Source organism: Myceligenerans cantabricum (genome assembly GCF_054777735.1).
On record NZ_BAAHAJ010000006.1, the window covers coordinates 1 to 23811 of the forward strand.

Annotated in this window: 15 protein-coding genes; 7 read left to right on the forward strand and 8 right to left on the reverse strand. The window is 72.8% G+C overall.

Translation table 11 applies throughout. The features are described from left to right. Nucleotides 1–87 precede the first annotated feature (87 nt). Entirely contained in the window at nt 88–1401 is a 1314-nt protein-coding gene (locus tag ACYU96_RS06645) for an ABC transporter substrate-binding protein (RefSeq protein ID WP_460750613.1), read from the reverse strand. A gap of 180 nt (nt 1402–1581) precedes the next feature. Here ACYU96_RS06645 and ACYU96_RS06650 point away from each other — a divergent pair, with 180 nt between their 5' ends. The 5 genes from ACYU96_RS06650 to amaB all read left to right on the forward strand — a co-directional run bounded on the left by ACYU96_RS06650 (nt 1582) and on the right by amaB (nt 9817). Continuing rightward, entirely contained in the window at nt 1582–3642 is a 2061-nt protein-coding gene (locus ACYU96_RS06650) for a beta-galactosidase (protein ID WP_460750615.1), read from the forward strand. A gap of 77 nt (nt 3643–3719) precedes the next feature. Further along, nucleotides 3720–5363, forward strand: a complete 1644-nt coding sequence (locus tag ACYU96_RS06655; RefSeq protein WP_460750618.1) for a glycoside hydrolase family 53 protein — start codon at nt 3720–3722, stop codon at nt 5361–5363. Nucleotides 5364–5497: 134 nt separating this feature from the next. Beyond that, entirely contained in the window at nt 5498–6769 is a 1272-nt protein-coding gene (locus tag ACYU96_RS06660; RefSeq protein WP_460750620.1) for an NAD(P)/FAD-dependent oxidoreductase, read from the forward strand. Between the two features lie 40 nt (nt 6770–6809). Then, the gene (gene hglS / locus ACYU96_RS06665) at nt 6810–8207 is read left to right on the forward strand and encodes a 2-oxoadipate dioxygenase/decarboxylase (RefSeq protein ID WP_460750623.1); all 1398 of its coding nucleotides are present in this window, start codon (nt 6810–6812) and stop codon (nt 8205–8207) included. Further along, nucleotides 8204–9817 carry an L-piperidine-6-carboxylate dehydrogenase gene (gene amaB / locus ACYU96_RS06670; RefSeq protein ID WP_460750625.1) on the forward strand — a complete coding sequence of 538 codons (1614 nt, stop codon included), beginning with the start codon at nt 8204–8206 and terminating at the stop codon, nt 9815–9817. Before hglS ends, amaB begins: the two co-directional genes overlap by 4 nt. Before the next feature lie 72 nt (nt 9818–9889). Here the strand turns inward: amaB and ACYU96_RS06675 are convergent, their stop codons facing one another. Both ACYU96_RS06675 and dusB read right to left on the reverse strand, forming a co-directional pair. After that, nucleotides 9890–13276, reverse strand: coding sequence for a family 78 glycoside hydrolase catalytic domain (locus ACYU96_RS06675; protein ID WP_460750740.1), 3387 nt, complete (start codon nt 13274–13276; stop codon nt 9890–9892). Between the two features lie 123 nt (nt 13277–13399). Further along, nucleotides 13400–14617, reverse strand: a complete 1218-nt coding sequence (gene dusB / locus ACYU96_RS06680) for a tRNA dihydrouridine synthase DusB (protein WP_460750628.1) — start codon at nt 14615–14617, stop codon at nt 13400–13402. Between the two features lie 212 nt (nt 14618–14829). On the opposite strand from dusB, the gene ACYU96_RS06685 reads away from it, so the two are divergent. After that, nucleotides 14830–16557, forward strand: a complete 1728-nt coding sequence (locus tag ACYU96_RS06685) for a carbohydrate-binding module family 20 domain-containing protein (protein WP_460750630.1) — start codon at nt 14830–14832, stop codon at nt 16555–16557. A gap of 71 nt (nt 16558–16628) precedes the next feature. On the opposite strand, the gene ACYU96_RS06690 is transcribed toward ACYU96_RS06685, so the two are convergent. The 5 genes from ACYU96_RS06690 to ACYU96_RS06710 all read right to left on the reverse strand — a co-directional run bounded on the left by ACYU96_RS06690 (nt 16629) and on the right by ACYU96_RS06710 (nt 22402). Continuing rightward, nucleotides 16629–17054, reverse strand: a complete 426-nt coding sequence (locus ACYU96_RS06690; protein WP_460750633.1) for a hypothetical protein — start codon at nt 17052–17054, stop codon at nt 16629–16631. Between the two features lie 2 nt (nt 17055–17056). Beyond that, nucleotides 17057–18535 (reverse strand): alpha/beta hydrolase family protein, encoded by a 1479-nt coding sequence (locus ACYU96_RS06695; protein WP_460750636.1) that lies wholly within the window; start codon nt 18533–18535, stop codon nt 17057–17059. Continuing rightward, nucleotides 18532–19167: a hypothetical protein gene (locus ACYU96_RS06700; protein ID WP_460750639.1), complete on the reverse strand. Its 636-nt coding sequence runs from the start codon at nt 19165–19167 to the stop codon at nt 18532–18534. The genes ACYU96_RS06695 and ACYU96_RS06700 overlap by 4 nt, the downstream gene beginning before the upstream one ends. 162 nt (nt 19168–19329) lie before the next feature. Beyond that, nucleotides 19330–21141 (reverse strand): glycoside hydrolase family 13 protein, encoded by a 1812-nt coding sequence (locus tag ACYU96_RS06705; RefSeq protein ID WP_460750642.1) that lies wholly within the window; start codon nt 21139–21141, stop codon nt 19330–19332. A gap of 214 nt (nt 21142–21355) precedes the next feature. After that, entirely contained in the window at nt 21356–22402 is a 1047-nt protein-coding gene (locus ACYU96_RS06710) for a LacI family DNA-binding transcriptional regulator (RefSeq protein ID WP_460750743.1), read from the reverse strand. A gap of 179 nt (nt 22403–22581) precedes the next feature. Here ACYU96_RS06710 and ACYU96_RS06715 point away from each other — a divergent pair, with 179 nt between their 5' ends. Further along, on the forward strand, nt 22582–23808 hold the full coding sequence (locus ACYU96_RS06715; protein ID WP_460750645.1) for a sugar ABC transporter substrate-binding protein: 1227 nt from the start codon (nt 22582–22584) through the stop codon (nt 23806–23808). The last annotated feature ends 3 nt before the right edge of the window (nt 23809–23811 follow it).

A 23811-nucleotide genomic window follows, 5' to 3' on the forward strand; every position in this document is an offset into this window, starting at 1 on the left:
CCCGTCCCGGTCGCGCTGGTCGCGCCGGGGTGCGGGGCGGGCGTTCCGGGCCGGGGGCGGACGCCGGCCGGGGGGAGGAGGTCACCGTCACTCCGCGACGTCGAACCCGGCGCCGACCAGGTCATCGACCGTGATCCGCTGCATCGCGTCCACCGCCTCGACGAACGCGTCCGCGGTCCCGGCCTCGGTGGCCTTGGCGAACTCGTCGTTGTACGCGCTGTAGGCCACGTTGATGTTCGGGCCGTAGGTGAACGGCTGCGTGGTCGCGGCGGTCTCGGCGGCCACCTCGTAGAAGTCGTCCTGGTTCGCGAAGAACTCCGGCGGGTCGGTCAGCGCGTCCTCGGAGCCCGGGACGTCGGCCGGGTACAGCCCCGACAGGTCGACCAGGGCCTGCACCGCCTCCGGGTCGGTGTTCATCCACTCGACGAACTCCGTGGCCTGCGCCGGGTACTCCGACTGGCTGGTGACTGCCGTGGCGGAGCCGCCCCACGTGCCCGTGGCCGGGGCGTCGGCGTCCCACTGCGGCATCGGCGCCATCTCCCACCTGCCGGCGGTGTCTGGGGCGTTGCCCTCCAGCACGCCGGGCGCCCAGATCGCCGACAGCCAGCCCACCTGGGAGCCGTCGTTCAGGCCCTGGTTCCACTCCGGGGTGTACATCGGCTTGTCGTCGATGACGCCGTCCTCGACGAGCCCGCCCCAGTACTCGGCCACCTGGGTGACCTCCGGGCCGTCGATGTCCACGGCCCAGGACTCGCCCTCGATCCCGTACCAGGAGGCGCCGGCCTGCTGGGTGAGACCGGCGAACCAGCCGGCGTCGTTGGCGGAGAAGGTGCCGAGGTACTTGTCGGGGTCCTGCTCGTGCAGCTCGGTGGCGACGTCGGCGTACTCCTCCCACGTGGTGGGCACCTCGAGACCCAGGTCGTCGAAGATGTCGGCGCGGTAGTAGAACTGCATCGGCCCGGAGTCCTGCGGCACCGCGTAGACGGCGTCGGTGCCCAGCGTCACGGCGTTCCAGACACCCTCGGCGAAGTGGCCGGCGGTGTCGTCACCGAGCTCGCCGGAGAGGTCCGCGACGGCTTCGCTGGACACGAGCTGGGGGATCTTCTGGTACTCGGCCTGCATGATGTCCGGCGCGCCCGAGCCCGCCTCGATCGCGGTGAGGAGCTTGGTGACGGCCGGGTCGCCGCCGTCCTGCTTGTTCACGACGACCTGGATGTCGGGGTTCTCGGAGTTCCAGAGGTCGACGACCTCCTCGATGTTCGGTGCCCACGTCCAGAACGTGAGCTCCACCGGGCCTGTGGGCTCCGCGGGGGTGTCGTCCGGGCTGCCGGAGCAGCCGGCGGCGAGCAGCGCCGTGGCGGCGAGCGCCGCACCGGCCTTGATGCCTGGTGTCAGGCTCATGTGTCCTCCTCGTCAAGGACCGTGAGGGTCTATGGCACAACGTCTGTGCACGGTCACAGTAGCGAGCCAGATCGTCGTCACGCAAACATCAGGGTCAGGCGCTCGGCCTTGCTTTTATGCCCGGTGCTGGTGTGAACTGTGTCGAGAACCACTGGGACCGTGCACAACGAGGAGTACCGCATGTCCGCAAGCCCCCTGCCTCCCGGACCCGCCTACGACGGCTGGCTGCCCGGTGTCGACGCCCTCTGCTACGGGGGCGACTACAACCCGGAGCAGTGGCCCGAGGAGGTCTGGGCCGAGGACGTGCGCCTGATGCGAGAGGCCGGCGTGAACCTCGTCAGCGTGGGGATCTTCAGCTGGGCGCTCCTCGAACCGCGCGAGGGCGAGTTCGACTTCGCCTGGCTGGACCGCGTGATCGACCTGCTGTACTCGAACGGGATCCGCGTGGACCTCGGCACGCCCACCGCCGCGCCCCCGGCCTGGTTCTACGCCACCTACCCGGATTCCCGCGTGGTCACGCGGGACGGCACCGTCATGGGCCCGGGCTCGCGCGGCATGGTCTCACCGAGCTCGCCGGAGTACCGCCGGGCCGCGGTGCGGATCACCACGGAGCTCGCGCAGCGCTACGGCACGCACCCCGCCCTCGCCCTGTGGCACGTGCACAACGAGTACGGCGCGCCGGTCTCCGACGACTACTCGGTCCACGCCGAGCGCGCCTGGCGCGAGTGGCTGCGCGAGCGGTACGGCGCCCTCGACGTGCTCAACGCCGCGTGGGGCACCGCGTTCTGGGGGCAGGTCTACGGCGAGTGGGAGCACGTGCAGGTCCCGGCGGCCGCGCCGACGACGGTCAACCCCGCCCAGGCCCTCGACTTCGCCCGCTTCACCGACTCCGCGCTCCGGGCCTGCTTCACCGCCGAGCGCGACGCGGTCCGTGCGCACTCGGACGTCCCCGTGACCACGAACTTCATGGCGGCGTCGTGCCCGTCCACCGACCTGTTCCGGTGGGCGCGGGAGGTCGACGTCGTCTCGAACGACCACTATCTGACCGCCGCCGACCCGCGCGGCGAGGTGGGCCTGGCGCTCGCTGCCGACCTCACCCGCTCCGTGGCGGGCGGCAAGCCGTGGCTGCTGCTGGAGCACTCGACGTCGGCGGTGAACTGGCAGCCGCGCAACGTCGCCAAGCGGCCCGGCGAGCTGGCCCGCAACTCGTTCTCCCACCTGGGGCGCGGTGCCGACGCCATCATGTTCTTCCAGTGGCGCGCGTCCCGTTCCGGGGCGGAGAAGTTCCACTCGGCGATGCTGCCGCACGCCGGCACGGGCAGCCGGGTGTGGCGTGAGGTGGTCGAGCTCGGGGCGGACCTCGGCAGGCTCGGGGAGCTGCGTGGCTCCCGGGTGCGGGCCGACGTCGCGCTCCTGTGGGACACCGACTCGTTCTGGGCGCAGGACCTCGAGTGGCGTCCCAGTGCCGCGGTGAGCCACCGCGAGCGTGTCGACGCCTTCTACGACAGGCTCTGGCGGGACGGGCGCACGGTGGACCTTGCCCGGCCGGAGCAGGACCTGAGCCGGTACAAGCTGGTCCTCGCTCCGGCGTCGTACCTGCTCACGGCCGACGCGGCCGCGAACCTCACGCGCTACGTGGCAGGCGGCGGCACGCTGCTGGTCTCGTACTTCTCCGGGATCGTCGACGAGCACGACGCGGTCCACGCGGACGGCTTCCTGGCCCCGCTGCGCGACGCGCTCGGCGTGACGGTCGAGGAGTTCCTGCCGCTACGCGACGGCGAGAGCCTGACGGTCGCCTACGACGGCGCCCCCGGTTCCGGCGCGGAGCCGGCCGGCCTCACGGGTACCGTCTGGGCGGACGACGTCGTGGTTGCCGGGGCCGACGTCGTCGGGACCTACGCCGACGGCCCGAAGCCGGGCGGTGCCGCCGTCACCCGGCACCGTCACGGCGCGGGGACCGGCTGGTACGTGTCCACGAGCTTCGACGTCGAGACGCTGGCCACGGTGATGGCGGACGTGTACGCGGACGCCGGCCTGACACCCTCGGACGTCCCCGAGGACGTGGAGGTGGTCCGGCGTCACGGCGCCGGCGCCGAGTACGTGATCGCGATCAACCACGGCGACGAGGACGCGAAGCTGCCCCTCGACGGCCCGGCCACCGACCTGCTGACCGGGCAGGAGGGCGGCGGCGACGCCGTCGTCCCGGCGGGCGGGGTGCGAGTGCTGCGCCGGGCGACCTGACCACCGCCGGCCTACGGCGGGAGCACCACCTCACCGAGCACCACCTCACCGAGCACCACCTACGTCAAGGAGGACGTATGCGCACGAGACGAGCTCTGATCCCGCTCGCGGCACTGGCGCTGGCCGTGCCCGCAGGGCTGGCGGCGACCGCCGCGGCGGCGCCGACCGACCGGCCACCACGGGCCGACACCGTCGCGCGGAACACGATCCCGCTGGTCAACCCCGGGTTCGAGGACGGCCTGACGGGCTGGACGGTGACCTCTCCCACCGCCGGGACGGCGGCCAAGACGGAGGCGGGAGGAGCGTCGTCGGCCGCGCGGCTCACGCACTGGGCCGACCACGACTTCTCCGTGACCACCAGCCAGCGCGTGACCGGCGTGCCCGCCGGCTGGTGGACCGCGAGCGCGCGGGTCCGGTCCGGCGGCGGGCTGGACGCGACGCACCTGTCTCTGCGGTGCGGCGGTGGCCGCACCGGGACGGGCTCGACCACGACGCCGCTCACCGGGCAGGACGACGCCTGGGTGCGGATCTCGGTGCCGGCGTTCTCGCGGGGCGGTGCCTGCACGGTGTCCGTGGCGACGGACGGCGGCGCGGGCGCGTGGGCGAACGTCGACGACGTCGAGCTGGTCCGGGGGCGTGCGACGGCAGACGTGCGCGGCGGCGACCTGTCGAACGTCGCGAAGAACGAGGACTTCGGCGGTGTCTACCGCGACACGGACGGCACGGTGGCCGACCCGGTCGAGCTGCTCGCGGAGCAGGGTATGAACCTGGCGCGGCTCAAGGTCTGGGTGGACCCGGCGGACGGCTACAACGACGCGACGCACGTGGCGGCGACGGCCGCGCGGGCCGAGGCCGCGGGCATGGACGTGATGATCGACTTCCACTACTCGGACCGCTGGACCGATCCCGGTGCCCAGGGCACGCCGGCCGCCTGGGCGGACGCGACGCCTGCCGAGATGGCCGGGCTGCTCGGCGACCACACGCGCGAGGTCCTGACCGCGGTGCGCGACGCCGGCGTGAGCGTCGACCATGTGCAGCTCGGCAACGAGATCAACCCGGGCATGATGTGGCCGCACGGCCAGACCTGGGACGTCGACCCGGACGACGGTGTCACCGGGCCGCAGTGGGACAACCTCGCCGCGTTCCTCACGGCCGGGCACGACGCCACCAAGGAGGTGTTCCCGGGTGCGCGGACCATGCTGCACCTGACGAACATCAACAACGGACTCGACTCCCTGACCTGGTGGTTCGACGAGGTCACGGCGCGCGGTGTGCCGTTCGACCTGATCGGGCTGAGCTACTACGGCTACTGGCACGGCTCGTTCGCGGACCTGCAAGAGGCGGTGACCGGCCTGTCGGCGCGGTACGACCGGGACGTGATGGTGGTCGAGACGTCGTACCCGTTCACGCTGGACGACGACGAGCCCGGCTGGGAGAACGTCATCGCGAGCCAGGACGACCTGGTGGCCGGCTACCCGGCGACGCCGGCGGGGCAGGCCGCCTGGTTCCGGGCAGTGCAGGACACGGTCGCCGCGGCGCCGGGCGGCCGCGGCCTCGGCACGGTCTACTGGGAGCCGGCGTGGACGGCGGTGGACGGCAACGGCTGGGACCCGGAGGACCCGGGTTCGGGCAACGCGTGGGAGAACCAGGCGATGTTCGGCTTCGACGACCGCCTCCTGCCGGAGATCGCCGCGGAGCTCTCCCCCGGCGCGGGAGGCTGACGGTTCCCGGGCTTCCGCGCCGGTGAGGTGCTGGGCGGGGCCGGCCGCCTCGCGGGCTCGGCGGCCGGCCCACGGCTCTGCGGACCGCGGGGACCGGTCGATGAACGGGGGCTGCGATGGCAGAATCTGTGCGCATGTCGTTCCCCTCCGTCCACAGGAGCAGGCAGGGTGCCCTGCCGCGGACGGTCGACGTCGTCGTCGCAGGTGGCGGCGCCATCGGCGCCTCTGTCGCGTGCTGGCTGGCCGACGGCGGCGCGAGCGTGCTCCTCGTCGAGGCGTTCACCCTGCCCGACGGGGCCGATCCGACGCACTTCTCGGGCGCGCCCCGCCAGGTGGTCTCACCGGTACCCCTCGCGGGGCGCCCCCGGACCAGGACCACCCCCGACCTGCGCGGCACGTCCGGGCGCCAGGAACCCGACCCCGCGGCGGCCGAGCGGGCGTTCGAGGCGCTCGCCCGGCGTAGCGCGGACCTGTACGCGGACCTCCCGACCCGGCCCTGGGCCGCCGCCGGGCACCGCGCGGCGAGCCGGGCGAGCCTGCACCTGCTGCCCGACGAGGTCCTCCTGGCCGCCTACACGGACGCCGTCGCGCAGCAGGCCGCGCGCGGCCTGGACAGCATGATGATCCGCCCGGAGGACGCGGCGGTGCTCAACCCGTACGTCGCCTCCTGGCAGTACGCCGGGGCGGCGCTGGTCGCCCCGGAACGGTGGCACGTGTCCGGGTCCGCCGCGGCGGACCTGCTGGCCGTGGCGGCCGACCGGGGAGCGCAGCTGCGCGAGCACTGCATGGTGGAGCGGATCGAGCAGCAGGGCGGTGCGGTCTCGACGGTCTGGACGGATCGCGGGTCGGTGCGCACCGGCGCCGTCGTGCTGTGCGCGGGGGTGCACACCTCCCAGCTCGCGGAGGCGGCGCTCCCCGGGGGCGCGGGGTCCGACGGACCGCCCGGGCCCGGGCTGCCGCTCACGGCGCGCCGCCGGGCGTTCGGTTTCACCCTGCCGCTCGCCCCCCGCCCCGGGCAGGTGCCCACCACGCTGGACGTCGGCTCCACGTTCTGGTTCGCGAACGCCGAGCCCGACCGCATGATGCTCGGCGTCGAGCGCCCGGACCGGCGCCTCGATCCCGGGTACGAGTCACGCCTCCTGCCGGTGCTGCGGCAGGCGGCCGCGCACTCCGCGCCGGCCCTGTCCGAGGCGCCCCTCGCGCCGGGCTGGTCGGGCACACGGACCGAGACCCCCGACGGGATCCCGCTGCTCGGGTCCAACGGGTCCGGCCTGCTGTACGCGACCGGGTTCGGCGGTTCCGCCGCGCGGGTGGCGCCCGCCGTCGGCGAGGTCGTCCGGGACCTTCTCGAGCAGAGCGTGCCGGACATCGACGCGACCCCCTTCGGCGTGGAAAGATTCTGGTGACAAGCACCGTGCGCCACAAGCGCTGAGGGAAGGATGGGGCATGACTCAGGAGAAATTCCTTGAGCTATGGCAGCTACGGGCGGCGTTCGCCCGCTCTCTGTCGGACATGTACGGGAAGGAGGTGCCCGCCTACACCACGCTCCTGGAGGTCAGCCACGAGGTCAACGCCGCTGTCGTCGCCGCCCTCGGGGCCGACGCCGAGCGGCTCGGCTCGATCGACCGCGTGACTTCCGAACGACACGGTGCCGTCCGCGTCGGCACACCGGCCGAGATCTCCCAGGTGGCGCGGATCTTCGGTGCCATGGGGATGCGCCCGGTCGGGTTCTACGACCTGCGCGACGCCTCGTCGTCCGTCCCCGTGATCTCCACGGCGTTCCGGCCGGTCGACCGTGACGAGCTGGCCCGCAACCCGTTCCGCGTCTTCACGTCGATGCTGGTGCCGGGCGACCGACGCTTCTTCACCGCGGACCAGGAACGCCGCCTCGACGAGTTCCTCGGGACCCGCACCCTCTTCGGCCCCGAGCTCCTGCGGCTCGCCGACCGCGCCGAGGCCGACGGTGGCCTGCCCCGCGAGACCGCCGCCGAGTTCCTGCGCCTGGCCACCGAGGCCTTCGAGCTCTCCCGGGAGCCCGTCGACCAGGCCTGGTACCGCGAGCTGGAGACCGTGTCCGCCGTCGCCGCCGACATCGGCGGCGTCCCCTCCACCCACGTCAACCACCTCACCCCGCGCGTGCTGGACATCGACGACCTGTACGCCCGCATGACCGCCCGCGGCATCACGATGATCCCCGCGATCCAGGGCCCGCCCCGCTGGGACGGTCCCGACCTGCTGCTGCGGCAGACGTCGTTCCGCGCGCTCGCCGAGCCGCGCGTCTTCCGCACCCCCGCCGGCGAGGTCGTCGAGGACGCGCTCCGCGTGCGGTTCGGCGAGGTCGAGGCTCGGGGCATCGCCCTGACCCGGTCCGGGCGTGCCGCGTACGACACCGCCGTCGCCGAGGTCGACGAGCGCACCGGAGACGCCGGCGAGGCCGAGCGCCAGGCGATCGGCCGCGAGGTCTGGCAGCGGACCTTCCCCGTCACCGAGGCGGCGCTCGCGGACCAGGGGCTCGGGTACTTCACGTACGAGCTGGCGCCCGCCGACGACGGCGGGCGCGCTCCCCGTGTCCTGCGGGCCCCGGTCGTCTACGAGGACTTCCTGCCCCGTTCCGCCGCCGGGATCTTCCAGTCCAACCTCACGCAGGAGGGCGCCAAGGATGCCGGTCAGGCCGGCGCCGACCGCGACGAGGACTGGATGGCGGGCGCCCTGGGGCGCGACCTGAACGACCCGTTCGAGCTCTATGCTCGACAGGTCGAGCGGTCCCGCCGGGCTGCCGCCGCGACGCTCGGCGTCGACCCCGAGACCCTGACCCCTTCCACCACCCCCGGAGGACAACCATGACCGCCACCACCCCGGCGCAGACCCTCTCCCCGCTCGGCGCAGACCTTCGCTCAGCGGCGCGGTCCGCGCTCACCCGCCTCGGCGTCCCGGCCCTCGCCGAGCGCGTGACCGACGAGCCGCCGGCGCCCGCACCGGCGGCGCCGGGCGATGACGGCGGGGCCCGGGGGCCGGCCGGCCTGGGCGTCGTGTCGCCGCTGTCCGGGGAGACGATCCTGCAGGTGCGGCGCGACGGTGCCGCCGAGGCCCGCGCCGCCGTCGGGCGCGCCGCCGACGCCTTCACCACCTGGCGGTCCGTGCCCGCTCCCGCGCGCGGACAGGTGGTCAAGCGGTTCGGCGAGCTCCTCGCCGAGCACAAGGCCGACCTCGCCGAGCTGGTGACCATCGAGGCAGGCAAGATCACGAGCGAGGCCCTGGGCGAGGTCCAGGAGATGATCGACATCTGCGACCACGCGCTCGGGCTGTCGCGGACCGTCGGTGGGCGGACCGTGCCGTCGGAGCGGCCGGGCCACCGGCTGATGGAGACCTGGCACCCGCTCGGCGTCGTCGGCGTGATCAGCGCCTTCAACTTCCCGGTCGCCGTGTGGTCGTGGAACACCGCCGTCGCGCTGGTCTGCGGCGACACCGTGGTGTGGAAGCCGAGCGAGAAGACGCTGCTGTCCTCGCTCGGCGCGCACGCCCTGCTCGACCGGGCGCTCGTCGAGGCGGGGTACTCGTCCGAGGTGTCGCAGCTCCTGCTCGGCGAGCGCGACGCCGGCGAGGCGCTGGTCGCGGACGAGCGGGTCGCCCTGCTGTCCGCGACCGGGTCCGAGCGGATGGGAGCCCAGGTGGCACCGGTGGTCGCGGGTCGTATGGGCCGGTACCTGCTGGAGCTCGGCGGGAACAACGCGGCCGTCGTGACGCCGTCGGCCGACCTGGAGCTGACCACGCGCGGCGTGGTGTTCTCGGCGGCCGGCACGGCCGGCCAGCGCTGCACGACGCTACGCCGCCTGATCGTGCACTCGGGAGTCGTGGACGACGTCGTCGCGCGGCTGGTCCGCGCCTACGAGGGCTTGCCGATCGGCGACCCGCGCGCGGCGGGCACCCTGGTGGGGCCGCTGATCGACCCGGGCTCGGCCGAGCGCATGGCCGCGGCGCTGGCCGAGGCGCGCGCGGACGGCGGCGAGGTCCTCGTCGGCGGCGCGCGGGTGACTCTCGACGACGCCCCCGGGGCCACCTACGTGACCCCGGCGATCGTGCGGATGCCCGCCCAGACCGCCGTCGTGCGACGTGAGACGTTCGCGCCCGTGCTGTACGTGATGGCGTACGACGACCTCGACGAGGCGATCGCCCTCCACAACGGCGTGCCGCAGGGGCTGTCGAGCGCCATCTTCACGCTGGACGCGCGGGAGGCGGAGCGGTTCCTCTCGGAGGCCGGCTCGGACTGCGGCATCGCGAACGTGAACATCGGGACGTCCGGCGCGGAGATCGGCGGGGCGTTCGGCGGCGAGAAGTCCACGGGCGGCGGGCGCGAGTCCGGCTCCGACGCGTGGAAGCAGTACATGCGCCGCGCCACGAACACGATCAACTACTCCACGGAGCTGCCCCTGGCCCAGGGGGTCAACTTCGGCTGAAGGCGTGCTGTGCTGCCGGGGTCCGCACGTCGGACCCCGGCAGCACCGCACGCTCGGTGAACCCGGACCGGGTCACCCCGAGGTCGTGCCACCTCTCGCGGCCTGCGTCCTGGACACGGTCGCGCCCGCGACGTCGAACACGTAGTCGCCCGAACCAACCACCACGTGGACCGAGCCGTTCGCCACCTCCACGCTCTCGACCCCCGCGGCGGTCTCGAGCGCCGATCCGCTCTCCGTCGCCCGCTGCTGGACGGCCGTCGGCAGCCGTACCGTGGCGCGCATGCCGACCGGGACGGACACGTCCATCCGGACCTGGGTGCCTGAGCGCTCCCACGCGCTGCGCACCGGCCCGAACGGGGTGGGCGCCGTCGCCGAGGCGTGGTCCAGCTCCTCGGCGAGGACGGGAGCGACGGTGGTGCGCCGGAAGCCGTGCTCGGCCGACGGGCGGATGCCCGCGACGTACTGGTAGAACCAGTCGTCGACCGTGCCGAGGAAGTAGTGCCCCAGCGACCGCGCCTCCGGCGACCAGTGCTCCCACATCGAGGTCGCGCCGTTCTCGACCATGTATCCCCAGCTCGGGTACTCGGTCTGCACCGCCAGGTCGTAGGCCAGATCCGGGTACCCGTGCTCGGTCAGCACAGGCAGCAGGAACTTGGTGCCGAGCACACCGGTGTTCAGCGTGGTGCCGCGCTCGGTGACGTCGGCGGCGATGCTGTCGGCCACCCGCTGCGCCGTCCGGGCGTCCGGTGCGAGCCCGAACGCGAGCGCGAGCACGTTGTGGGTCTGCCGGTAGCCGCTCTCGTCGGTCTGCCCACGGTAGAAGCCCTGCTCCCGGTCGAGGTAGGCGTCGTTGAAGGCCTTCCTGACGATCTCCGCGCGTGCGGTGAAGCGGGTGGCGTCGCCCGGCTTGTCCAGCAGGTCGGCGGTGCGGCTCATCGTGGTCAGCATCGTGTGGAGGAAGGCCGTCCCGGAGACCCGGGAGTCCTCCGGCGCGTTGCCGCCGCCGGGGCTGGCGTCCGGGCTGACCCAGTCGCCCAGCCGGTTGTCGGTCACGAGGCCGTCGTCCGACCGGTCGAACTCCAGGTCGACATACCGTTTCATGCCGTCGTAGTACTGCCGCACCACCTGACGGTCGCCGCCGTACCGGTAGAGCCGGTCGGGGATCAGGACGTAGGCGGAGTGCCACGGCTGGGCCGGCCCCCACTGACCCCAGTCGGCCGAGCTCGGGGCGATCACCAGCGGTGCCCCGTTCTCGTCGCGGGACTCGTGCACGTCGCGGATCCACTTCGCGAACAGCTCGTGCGTGTCGAGGTTGAGCAGGAACATGTCCGCGCCGAGGACGGCGTCACCGGTCCACCCGTTCTTCTCGAACATCGGGGTGTCGGTGGGGACGGAGTGGATGTTGTTGGCGAGCGTGTCGACGACCGCACGATGGGTGGCGTTCATGATCCGGCTGGACGAGTCGAAGCTGCCCGTCTCGGCCGCGTCGGTGTGGACCGCCTTCGCCGTGAAGGCTTCCGGCGGCGGTGGGCCCTCGCCCGGCCAGCCGGAGATCTGCACATACTGGAACCCCTTGTAGGAGAACCGTGGCTCCCAGGTCTCGGGCGCTCCGGTGCCGGCCAGCAGGAACCGGTCGGTCTGGAAGCCGGACCCGAAGCCCGCGTTGCCGGCCTGGCTGACCGTGCCGTCGGCGTGGAGCTTCTCTCCGTACACGGCCTCGATCTCGGTGCCCGCCGAGCCGGCGGCCGTGAGCTCGACCCAGCCGGCCAGGACGCGAGGGAACTTCACGACGTACGTGTGCTCGGCGGGCTCCGTGATCTCGGTCGCGGGCAGTGACTCGGTCACCCGGACCGGCTGCTGCCGCTGGTTGACGAGCTCCCCGCGCGGCCCGTCGGCCTCGGTCGCCGCGTCCCAGCCGGACGCGTCGAAGCCCGCCGTGTCGAAGTCGTCCTGGGCCAGCGCGGCGTCGTACGTCTCACCCCCGTAGAGGTCGTCGAAGAGAGTCGGGCCGTCGTGGACCGTCCACGTGCCGTCGGTGACGACCGTGTCGACGCCGCCGTCGGCGTACTCGATCCGCAGCACCGCGCGCACGACCGGCTCGTCGTGCCACGGCGGGTCGTGCCAGTTCCAGACGTTGGAGCCGGTCATGCCGTAGAAGCCGCGTCCCAGCTCGAAGCCGAGCGCGTTGGTGCCGTCGGTCAGGTGGCTCGTCACGTCGTCGGCGACGTACTGCACCGTGTCGTCGTAGTCGGTGAAGCCCGGGGAGAGGACGTCGTCGCTGACCGGCTCGCCGTTGAGGGACGCGTTCGCGTAACCGCCGGCGGCGACGAAGAGCGTCGCGTCGGCGACCTCACCCCTCACGTCGAACTCCTTGCGGAGCAGCGGGGCCGGCGCGACCGGCTGCTGCACCGACACGCCGCGACCCCACGGTCCCGACCCGTAGGGTGCCTGCACCACGGCGGGCTGCCATGCGCTGTCGTCGAACCCGGGCTCCTCGAAGCCGTCGGGGACGGTGCGGCTCGCGAGCCAGCCGGTGTCGGTGACGAGGTCGTCGGTGGACCCGTCGTCGTAGTGGATGCGCACCGCGGCGAGCAGCCCGGCAGGGGAGTCGGTGCCGTCGGCGTGGGGCGTGTTGGTGGTGCGGACGGCAAACACGTTGCGGTCGCCGGCGAGCTCGACCTCGTAGCGGTGGCCCGTCTGCCACTCGTTCTCCGCACCCTCCGTGCCGCCGACGAGATCGCCGTTGACCCACAGCCGGAACGAGTCGTCGCCGGTGATCAGGATCTCGGCGGTGCTCGCCTCCCGCCCGTCCGGCGTCGTGCGGGTGGTGCGGAACGCCCGTGGGTCCGGTGGCGCCTGCGGTGCGGTGCTCTCGGGTGTCCAGATCCACCGGGCGTCGTCGAGGGACAGGTCCGAGGTGGAGCGCTCGTTGCCGATCCAGGTGCTGCCGGCCCAGTCGCCGTCGTCGTAGAGGCCCGTGCGGAAGGTCGAGTCCGCCATGGCCACGCCCGCGCTGGTGCGCACGAGCACCCGCCAGTAGTAGTCGGTGGCCGGGTCCAGCTCCGGTCCGCCGTACGAGACGTCCCAGGAGGCGTCGGAGGGGACCATGCCGCTGTTCCAGACGAGGTCACCGCTGTCGAGAGCCTCCGGCGAGGTCGCGACCCGCAGCAGGTAGCCCTGCTGCACCGTGCCGCGCCGCCTCGTGTCGATCGTCCAGGAGAACCGGGGGCGTTCGACGTCGATCCCCACCGGCTCGGTCTTGCGTTCGACTTCGAGGTCGCGCAACGTGACCCGCCTCGGGCCCTCCTGCACGACATGGGCTGGTGGGGGAGTGTCGATGACAGCGGTGTCGGTCATGGCGGAGGCCGCCGGAGGCGGTGCGGCGGCCAGTCCGAGGGCGATGGTGCCGAGGAGCGCCGGTAGTCCGGCGCGGCGAAGGAGCTTGCGGCGCAGCGTCATTGCGGTCACCGTCCTGAGTGATTGAATCGTTACAAACGAACGATAGTGGCCGAGCCGGGCACTCGCAAGAGAGCGCTCGGTCTTTGGGCCCCGGGGCCCACGGGCGCTGCCAGGAGGGTCGCGTCAGCCGCCGCTGACGCTCAGCTCCGCCTCCCGGAGCCTGGCCTCGAACTCGGCGTCCAGGTCGCGGGAGTCCAGCCAGCCGTAGGGCAGGTGCGGCGTCTTCGGCGTGCCGGCGCGGCCCCGCCGGCCCTCGGCGTCGGCACCCGGGTAGCCGGCCGTGAGGTCCAGGCCGTCGAGCAGCTCGCGGAGCTCGGTCAGCGAGGAGACACGGGCGAGCGCGTGCCTCGCCTCACCCCCGGCGGCATAGCCCTTGAGGTACCAGGCCATGTGCTTGCGCAGGTCGCGGACGCCACGGTGCTCGTCGCCGTCGTAGTAGTCGACCATCAGCTCGCCGTGCCGGTGCACGACGTCGGCCACCTCGCGCAGGCCTGGCCGCACGCGGACGTCCGACCCGTTGAAGGCGGCGGCGAGGTCGGCGAACAGCCAGGGGCGGCCCTGGCAGCCGCGGCCCACCACCACGCCGTCGGCCCCCGTGCGGCGCACCATGTCGAGGGCGTCCTCCGCGCACCAGATGTCGCCGTTGCCGAGCACCGGCACGGTGCGGACGGCCTCCTTGAGGCGGGCGATCGACTCCCAGTCCGCGACGCCGGAGTAGTGCTGCGCGGCCGTGCGGGCGTGCAGCGCGACGGCGGCGACACCGAGCCCCTCGGCGATGCGCCCCGCCTCGAGGTAGGTGAGGTGGTCGTCGTCGATGCCCTTGCGCATCTTGATCGTCACCGGGATCCCGTACGGCTCGGCGGCGCCGACAGCGGCACGCACGATGTCCGTGAACAGCCGCCGCTTCCACGGCAGGGCGGCGCCGCCGCCCTTGCGGGTCACCTTGGGCACGGGGCAGCCGAAGTTGAGGTCGACGTGGTCGGCGCGGTCCTCGGCGGCGATGAGCCGGACCGCGGCGCCGACGGTGGCCGGGTCGACGCCGTACACCTGGGCGGACCGGGGCGACTCGTCGGCACCGAACGTGACGATGCGCAGCGCGGCCTCGTTGCGTTCCACCAGGGCGCGTGAGGTCACCATCTCCGCGACGTACAGGCCCGGATCGAAGCCGGTGCTCTGCCCGGCCTCGCGGCACAGGGTGCGGAAGGCCCGGTTGGTCACACCTGCCATGGGTGCGAGCACCACCGGGGTGGCCACGGTGATCGGCCCGATCCGCAACGGGGGCAGGACGGGGGACGGTGCGGACGTGACGGCACGGTCGAGGAGGGAAGCCACGCGCCCCATTGTCCCAAACCCTCGCCCCGCCCGGGTGTCACCTCGGTCACGCCACCACGCCACCCCCCGGCCGCCTCCGCGCGCCGGCCGGCGGCGCCGGGCCGGTGTCCGGTCTGCCCTTTTCTTTCCACTCAACTCTCTGTATCGTCTTGCAGAACCCTACGGAAAACTTTGCAGTGAAGTTGCTGCACGCCCAGTCAGTACTACCCCCGGGAGACGCAATGACGCGCCGAACACCCCTGTTCGCCCTGTTCACAGCACTGCTCGCGGCCGTCGCGACCATGGTCGTGCTCGGGCTCGCGACCGCCTCGTCGAAGGACGCCGCGGCCAGCACGCCCCCGCGCGACGACAAGGACGTGATCCTCAACCTCTTCCAGTGGACGTGGACCTCCGTGGCCGCGGAGTGCACCGACACCATCGGACCCGCCGGCTTCGGCTACGTGCAGGTGTCCCCGCCCAACGAGCACGTCACCGGCACCCAGTGGTGGACCTCCTACCAGCCGGTGTCGTACCAGATCGAGTCGAAGCTCGGCACCCGTGCCGAGTTCGCGGCGATGGTCGACGCCTGCGACGACGCCGGTGTCGGGGTCATCGCGGACGCCGTCGTCAACCACATGGCCGCGGGCTCCGGGTCCGGCGTCGCGGGCAGCACCTACGGCCAGGACTCGTTCCCCGGAACGTACTCCGCCCCGGACTTCAACGACTGCAAGCGGGACATCAGCAACTACGGCGACCGCTGGGAGGTGCAGAACTGCCGCCTGGTGAGCCTGCAGGACCTGCGCACCGGCTCCGGCTACGTGCGCGGCAGGCTCGCCGACTACCTCGACGACCTGACCTCGCTCGGCGTCGAGGGGTTCCGTATCGACGCCGCCAAGCACATGCCCGCGGACGACCTCGCCGCGATCAAGGCGCAGACCTCCGGAGCCTTCTGGGTGCAGGAGGTCATCGGGGCCGCCGGCGAGCCGATCCAGCCGTCCGAGTACACCGGTACCGGCGACGTGCACGAGTTCGCCTACGGCCGCCAGCTCAAGAGCGACTTCGACGGCCAGATCAAGAACCTGCGCCAGATCGGCGACGGCAAGCTGCCCAGCGGCGTCGCGAGCGTGTTCGTGGACAACCACGACACCGAGCGCAACGGCGAGACGATGAACTACCAGTGGGGCGCCAAGTACGTCCTGGCCAACACGTTCATGCTGTCCTGGCCGTACGGGTCGCCGTCCGTCTACTCCGGGTACGAGTTCTCCGACCACGACGCCGGCGTGCCGGGCTCCACGAACACCTCCGTACCCGACGCGGACTGCGGCGGCGTGTTCACCTGCACCCAGCGCTGGACCGAGATCCGCGGCATGGTCGGCTTCCACAACGAGGTGTCGGGCACCGGCGTGACGAACTGGTGGGACGACGGCGCCAACAACATCGGCTACGGCCGTGGCCAGAGCGGCTACGTGGCCATCAACAACACCGGCTCGTCCGTGAACCGGACCTACCAGACCTCGCTCCCCGCGGGTGAGTACTGCGACGTCGTCGCCGCGTCCGACTGCTCGGTCACCTGGGAGGTGGACGGCTCCGGGCGGCTGGACGCGACGCTGCCGGCGTACGGCGCGCTGGCCGTGCACGTCGGCGCGACCGGGGACGCCGCGCCGCAGCCGACGGCGGAGGTCGGCGAGGTCTCCGTCGCGGTGGACGCCGAGACCTCGTGGGGCCAGAACGTCTACCTGGTGGGCGACCGGCCCGAGCTCGGGTCCTGGACCCCGTCGGACGGCGTCGCGCTGTCGGCCGACTCGTACCCGACCTGGACGGGGGCCCTCGACCTCCCGGCGGGCACCACGTTCGAGTACAAGTACGTGAAGCTCGACGGCAGCGGGAACGTGACCTGGGAGAGCGGCGCGAACCGCACCGCCACGGTGGGCGCGACCGGCGCGCTCGCCCTGACCGACACCTGGCGCTAGCCAGCCCCCGGAGCACGCCGTCGCCGGGCCCGGCCGCCGCAGCCCGGCAGCCGGGTCCGGCGGCGTGCTCCCTACGGCGTGACGCCGTAGTGGTCGCGCGCCTCGCTCACGGTGGGGACGCCGTTGAAGCCGAGGTCGCGCAGCCCGATCGTGGCCTCGGTGCCGTCCTGGAGGTAGTAGCGCTGCGGGGTCGACCACTGCGGGTCCATGCCCGGTTCCGCGGCGACCGCCTCCAGGACCGCCTCGCCGATCGTGCGCGCCTCGTCGGCGCTGTCGGTCGCCAGGTGGACGTCGACGCGCTGCCAGCCGCCGCCGAGCTGCTCGCGGCAGTCGGCGTCGACGGACGCGACGCCGTCGACGCCGCCGACGACGGTGGTGTACAGCTCGGTGCACTCCTTCCCGTCGGAGCCGCACCCGGTGAGCGCCGCGGCGAGGGCGACCGCGGCCGAGACGATCCCCGCCCGTACCGCCCTGCGCCTGCCCTGTGATCCGGTCACCATCAGCTCCTCCCGACGTGGATGTCCACGGCGCTCGTGTTCGACTCGGTCCCGCCCAGGAAGCCGCTCTCGCGGAGCTGCTGCTCGTAGGCGAGAAGTCCGGCGTCCGTGCTCGACGCGAGCGAGTCGCTGTAGTTCTGGTGCGAGTGGTTGTCCGCCGCGTCGGCCAGGCCGCCGGGGCTGTCGAGCGTGACCTCCGTATGGTGCGGGCCCGCCTGCTCGTGGCCGCTGGGCAGCCCGGGAACGAGGGAGTCGTCCAGGTCCAGGCGCGGCACCGGGTCGTTCCCGTGCTGCACCTCCAGCACGTCGACGCCGGGATCGATGCGGTCGCTGTCGACCGGCGAGCCGAAGGTCATCGCGTGGGTCACGTGGTGCTCGGACACGAACCCGGGGTCCGAGGCCAGGTCGGCGACCGTCATGCCGCCCTGCGAGTGGCCGACGAGCATCACCTCCGCACCGGGCGGGAGGTCCGCGTTCTGCAGGGCGAGCTCGACCGCCTCCGTCATCGTCGAGGTGCCGCCGCCCGCCGTGACCAGGTTTCCCGTGAGGTCCATCGGGTTGTCACCGGTGGCCGGGCTCCACTGCTCCGTGCCCGGGACGCTGACGATGACGCGCGGCCCCTCGGGGGTGTCGACGGTGGTGACACGCACCTGCGAGTCGCCCGCGCCGTAGGCGTCGGTGACGCTCGCGCTCAGGTCCTCGATGTCGGCGGGGATCGTCGTGCTGTCGGGGTTCACGGGCCGGGGAGGGCCAGCGTACGGATCGCCGTCGTCGAACAGGTCCAGGTCCACCTGGCCGGCGGTGCCGGTGGTCAGGAGGGTGTCGGCCGCCGACCCCGCGAACAGCAGCCCGGAGGCGACCACCTCGGTGGTACGCGGCCAGCGGCCGTCCAGGACCGAGCCGCCCGTGGCGTCCCAGAGCTGGCCGCCCGTGTCCCACAGGTTGCCGAAGCTGTCGCCGATCGTCGAGCCGGTCTCCGAGAGCCGGCCGCCGACGCCGGACGTGGTGTCCGAGAACCAGTCCCCGAGGTCGGCGGCGCTGTCGGAGACCCAGCCCCCGGCGTCGTCGAGGCGGTCCCCGAACCAGTCGAGCACGCCGCCGTCGTCGGGCTCGACCGTGCCGGTGGCGGTGCCGGTCGCACCGGCGAAGGGGTTGCCGGCCCCGGTCGTGCCGGTGGCGGTCGCGCCCGCGAACGGGCTGCCGCCGTCGTACGACTCGGTCGTGCCCTGCTGGTCGTCGGCGTTCTGGGCGGCCTTGTCGCCCGCCTCGCGCAGGGCGTCCGCGGCCTGCGTCAGGGACGGCGCGAGGTCGCCGGACCACAGGTCGCGCAGGTGATCGACGTTCGGGCCCCACCCGTCGAAGCCGAGCACGGCGTGGTCCACCAGCTGCCGTACGGAGTCCAGGTCCTGGGCCGACGTCCCGAACTTCCGGGCCAGCTCCCGGACCTGCTCGACGTCCTGACCCCACAGCCGCTCGCTCACTCGTCCGCCTCCGCGCCCGCGGTGGCGTCGACGGCGCCGGTCAGCGCCCAGCGCAGCTCCTTGGCGACGGATCCCGCGGGCCGGTCGACGAGCTTCAGCTCGCCGTCGTCCGTGCGTACGTCGATCAGCCGGTCGTCGACGACGGCCCACAAGCGGCCCCACACCACCACCGGCGCCTCGCCGCCGCGCCAGGCCTCGACCTGGACGCGCAGGTTGCACTCCTCGCGGGTCAGGAGCTGCTGCGCCGCCTCGGCCGACAGGTCCAGGGTCCGGTCCGGGCCGTCGACGGCCGCGGCCGGCGCCCGGAGCAGCTCGTCGTCCGGCAGGGCCCGCGTGAGCGACTCCCACAGCTCGTCCGGGCCGGTGAACGTGATCTGGGCGCCGGGCTCGACCCGGGTCTCACCCTCGACGGACGCGATCCGCTGCGCCACCACGACGGCCTGTCCACCGACCATGGTCAGGCGGGCACGCACGCCCCGGTCGCCGGCCGTGGTGACCAAGAGCGCCTTGACCGGCGCCGACAGATGGTCCACGAGGATCCCGGAGACCCCCTCGGTCACGCCGTCACGGACGTTCCGCTGCAGCTCCTGCCATTCCTCGGGCTCCACCCGCAGGGTCCTGGAACCGGGCATCTGAGACCTCTCCTCGGTCGTCGCGCTTCTCGCGAAACGTACCCAGTAACCAGGCAGAACGCCACGGAAGTCGAGGGGTAGACCTCCCCATTGCGCGAGGTGGACACCTTGTTCCGCCGGGCCACGAGCCGCCCCGACGGCGCGTGGCCCGGCGGTCGTGGGTCAGGCGCGGAGCCAGGCCGTCGTGTCCGTCGGGAGGACGGTGCCCTCCGGCGACTCCGCCAGCGGGCCCGAGGAGATCAGGACGTCCGCGTCCGCCGGCAGCGCGACCGGCGTCGTGCCGAGGTTCGTGACGGCGACGACGTCGGCCACGCGGAGCGCGACCACGTCCTTCGCGTCCTCGTACCCGGCGATCCACGTCAGCCCGCCGCGGCCGAGCCCTTCGGCCCGGCGCGTCTCGAGGGCGGCCCGGTACATCTCGAACGTCGAGCCGTCCACTCCGTACTGCTGGTCGGCGGCCAGGGCGCGGTACGTGTCGGGCTGGGGCAGCCAGGTGTCCGGCGAGCCGAAGCCCAGGCCGGGTGCGTCGGCCTCCCACGGCAGCGGGATGCGGCAGCCGTCGCGGCCCGACTCGGCACCCCCGGTGCGGAAGAACGCCGGGTCCTGCCGGACGTCGTCGGGCAGCGTGGTGTGGTCGGGGAGCCCGAGCTCCTCGCCCTGGTACACGTAGGCCGAGCCGGGCAGGCTCAGCATGAGCAGCGTCGCCGCACGGGCGCGGCGCAGACCCAGCTCGGCGTCGGGCTGCGGGTCGTCCGGGCCGATCCCGTTCATCGGGCCGTCGGCGGTCTCCTCCAGCCCGAGGCGCGACGCGTGCCGCACGACGTCGTGGTTCGACAGCACCCAGGTGGTGGGCGCACCGACCGTGTCCATGGTCTCCAGGGACTCGGTCACCACGTCGCGGAGCCCGGCCGCGTCCCACTTCGTGACGAGGAACGCGAAGTTGAACGCCTGGTGCATCTCGTCGTCGCGCACGTACCGCGCGAGGCGGGACATGGGGCTCACCCAGGCCTCGGCGACGAGGCAGCGGTCGCCGTCGTACTCGGAGAGCACCTTGTGCCAGGCGCGGTAGATGTCGTGGACGCCGTCCTGGTCGAACATCGGGCCTTCGTGGGAGGCGTCGCCCAGGCTCGGGCCGTCGCCCCCGGCGCCGGTGGTCGTCGTGTCCGACGGCGCGGTGCCGTCCGACGGCGGCACGGCGATGCTCGCGTCGGATCCCTCGACCATGGCGACCTTGCCGGCCCAGTCGGGCAGGCCGGCCCGCTTCACCATGCCGTGCGCGACGTCGACGCGGAAGCCGTCCACGCCGCGGTCGAGCCAGAACCGCAGGACGTTCTCGAACTCGCTGCGGACCTCGGGGTTCTCCCAGTTCAGGTCCGGCTGGGAGCTGTCGAACAGGTGCAGGTACCACTGCGGGCCCGCCGGGCCGTCGCCGGGCCCGGGCTCGAGCCGGGTCCACGCCGGGCCACCGAAGATCGACTGCCAGTTGTTCGGCGGCCCGGCGCCGTCGACGCCCTGTCCGTCGCGGAACATGTAGCGCTCGCGCGCGGGGGAGCCGGGCGCCGCGGCGAGGGCCTCCTGGAACCAGACGTGCTGGTCGGAGGTATGGTTCGGGACGAGGTCGACGATGACGCGCAGGCCGAGCTCGCGCGCGCGGGCGCGCAGGGCGCCGAAGTCGTCGAGCGTGCCGAAGAGCGGGTCGATCTGGCGGTAGTCGGCGACGTCGTACCCGGCGTCGTTCTGCGGGGACCGGTAGAACGGGCTGAGCCAGACCGCGTCGACGCCGAGCCTCGCCAGGTGGTCGAGCCGGGCCGTGATGCCGGGCAGGTCACCCATCCCGTCGCCGTTCCCGTCGGCGAACGAGCGCGGGTACACCTGGTAGATGACGGCGTCGCGCCACCATTCGGTGCCTCCGGCGGGAGCGTGGACCTGCGTGCCGTCGCTCAGTGGCACGACGGCGGGTTCGGTGCGAGTCATCAGTGAATCGTCCTCGGAAGTCGGGGTTGTTCGTCGGGTTGTTCGTCGGTCTGCGGACGACGTCAGGTGCAAGAATGTTGCAACCACTTGCAGAGAGCGTACAACCGATTTCCGGGTCGCGGCAGTGCGGTGCGCGACGGCCAGGGCGGTAGCAGCCTACGCTCCGGGCATCGGCCGGCGATCGGGTGCCCGGCTCGCCAGAGGGCGCCGCGGCCTACGAGGCGGGTGCCGCCCCCGTCGACCCGCGCACCACGAGCTCCGGGGTGAAGAGCAGTTCCGTCCGCGGTGCGCGCTCCCCCTGGATCTCGGTGAGCAGCGCGGACACCGCGGCACGAGCCATGTCGGCCACGGGCTGGCGCACCGTCGTCAGCGGCGGGTCGGTGAACGCGACGAGCGGCGAGTCGTCGTACCCGACCACGGACACGTCGTCGGGCACGGACAGCCCGCGCTGGCGCGCGGCGCGGATCGCGCCGAGCGCCATGAGGTCCGAGCCGGTCACGATCCCCGTGTGCCCGCCGGCCAGCAGCTCGCTCGTGGCCGCCTGACCGCCCTCCAGCGTGTACAGGGTGCCGACCACGTGCTTCTCCCGGGCCTCCGTGATGCTGTCGGCCAGGCCGTGGGCGACCAGCTCGGCGCAGAACGCGTCGATCTTGCGCTTGGCGGGGACGAACCGGTCCGGCCCGATCGCGAGCCCGATGCGGCGGTGCCCGAGCGAGGAGAGGTGGCGCACCGACAGCTCGACGCTGACGGCGTCGTCGGGGGAGACGAACGGGGCGTCGATCCCCTCGGCGTAGCCGTTGACCAGCACGATCGGCATCCCGCGGCCGCGGAGCCGCTGGTAGCGGTCCCGTGACGCGCGCATGTCGGCGTGCTTGCCGGAGGCGAACACGATCCCGTCCACCGCGTGCTCGAGCAGCGTCTCGACGTACTCGTCCTCGGTGGTGCCGCCGGGGGACTGGGTGCACAGCAGCGGCGTGTAGCCCTGCTCGGACAGCTGCGACTCGATCGCCTGTGCGAACGCGGGGAACACCGGGTTCGACAGCTCGGGGACCACGAGGCCGACCAGGCCGGCCGGACGGGCGCGCAGGGCCGCCGGGCGCTCGTACCCGAGGACGTCGAGGGCGGTCAGGACGGCCTGGCGGGTCTCTCCGGCGACGCCCGGCTTGCCGTTCAGCACGCGGGAGACGGTCGCGGTGGACACGCCCGCCTGGGCCGCGAGGTCGGAGAGTCGGGTGCGCACGAGAGGCAGCCTAGGTGACATCGCGCGGGTCGTCGTACTCATCGTGCCGCCTCTCACCGTCGGGTTCCGCTGAACGTTCGATGCTGAAACTTTATCGCAAGAACTTGCGCAACGCTTTGCAACGCCCGTACCGTCACCCCCGAACGAGGAACCAGGACCGCGGCCACCGGGCCGCGGCCGTGAACCGACTGGGAGTACCGATGCGACGGAGCATCCTGACGGCGGCCACCGCCGTCGCGGCAACGCTGGCGCTGACCGCGTGCTCGGGTGGCGAGGAGCCCGCGGCCGACGACGCGTCGGCGGCGCCCGCGCTCGAGGGCAGCCTGACGGTGTGGGTCGACGAGACCCGGATCGACATCTTCACCGAGCTCGCCGAGGAGTACTCGGCCGACCGCGGCGTGGAGATCGAGGTCGTGCAGAAGGCGTCGGGCGACATCGGCGACGAGTTCATCCAGCAGGTGCCGACCGGCGAGGGCCCCGACGTCGTCGTCACCGCCCACGACGGCACCGGCGGTTTCGTCACCAACGGCGTGGTCCAGCCCGTCGAGCTGGGCGACAGCGCCGCGAGCTTCTCCGAGGTGTCGGTCGCCGCCCTCACCTACGACGGCGCCGTCTACGGTGTGCCGTACGCGGTGGAGAACATCGCGCTGGTCCGCAACGACGACCTGGTCTCCGAGACCCCGGAGACGTTCGACGAGCTCGTCGCGCAGAACGACGACACCGGCGCCGACTACCCCGTGGTCATCCAGCAGGGCGAGGAGGGCGACGCGTACCACCTGTACCCGCTGCAGACCTCCTTCGGTGCCCCCGTCTTCGAGCAGAACGAGGACGGCTCCTACGACCCCGAGCTCGCGCTCGGCGGCGACGCCGGCGACGAGTTCGCCGCGTACCTCGGCCGGCTCGGCGAGGAGAAGGTCCTCGACCCGGCCATCGACGGCGAGAAGGCCAAGCAGCTCTTCCTCGACGGCAAGACCCCGTACATGGTCACCGGTCCCTGGTACGCGGCCGAGTTCGCCGCCGCGGACATGAACGTCTCGGTGCTCCCCGTGCCGAGCGCCGGCGGCGAGGCCGCCGAGCCGTTCGTGGGCGTGCAGGGCGCGTTCATCAGCGCCAAGACCGAGAACGCGCTGGTCGCCAACGACTTCGTCGTCAACTACCTGGGCTCCACCGACGTGCAGCTGCGTCTCGCCGAGGCCGGCGGCCGTGCCCCCGCCTCGATCGAGGCGGCCGAGCAGGTCGACGACGAGCTCATGCGGCAGTTCTCCGACGCCGCCGGCACCGCGCCGATGCCGTCCATCCCCGAGATGGGGTCGGTGTGGCAGTTCTGGGGCGTGACCGAGGTCGAGCTCATCGAGGGCACGTCCCAGGACCCGTCCCAGGCCTGGAACACCATGGTCGACAACATCCAGGGCGCCATCGACGGCTGATCC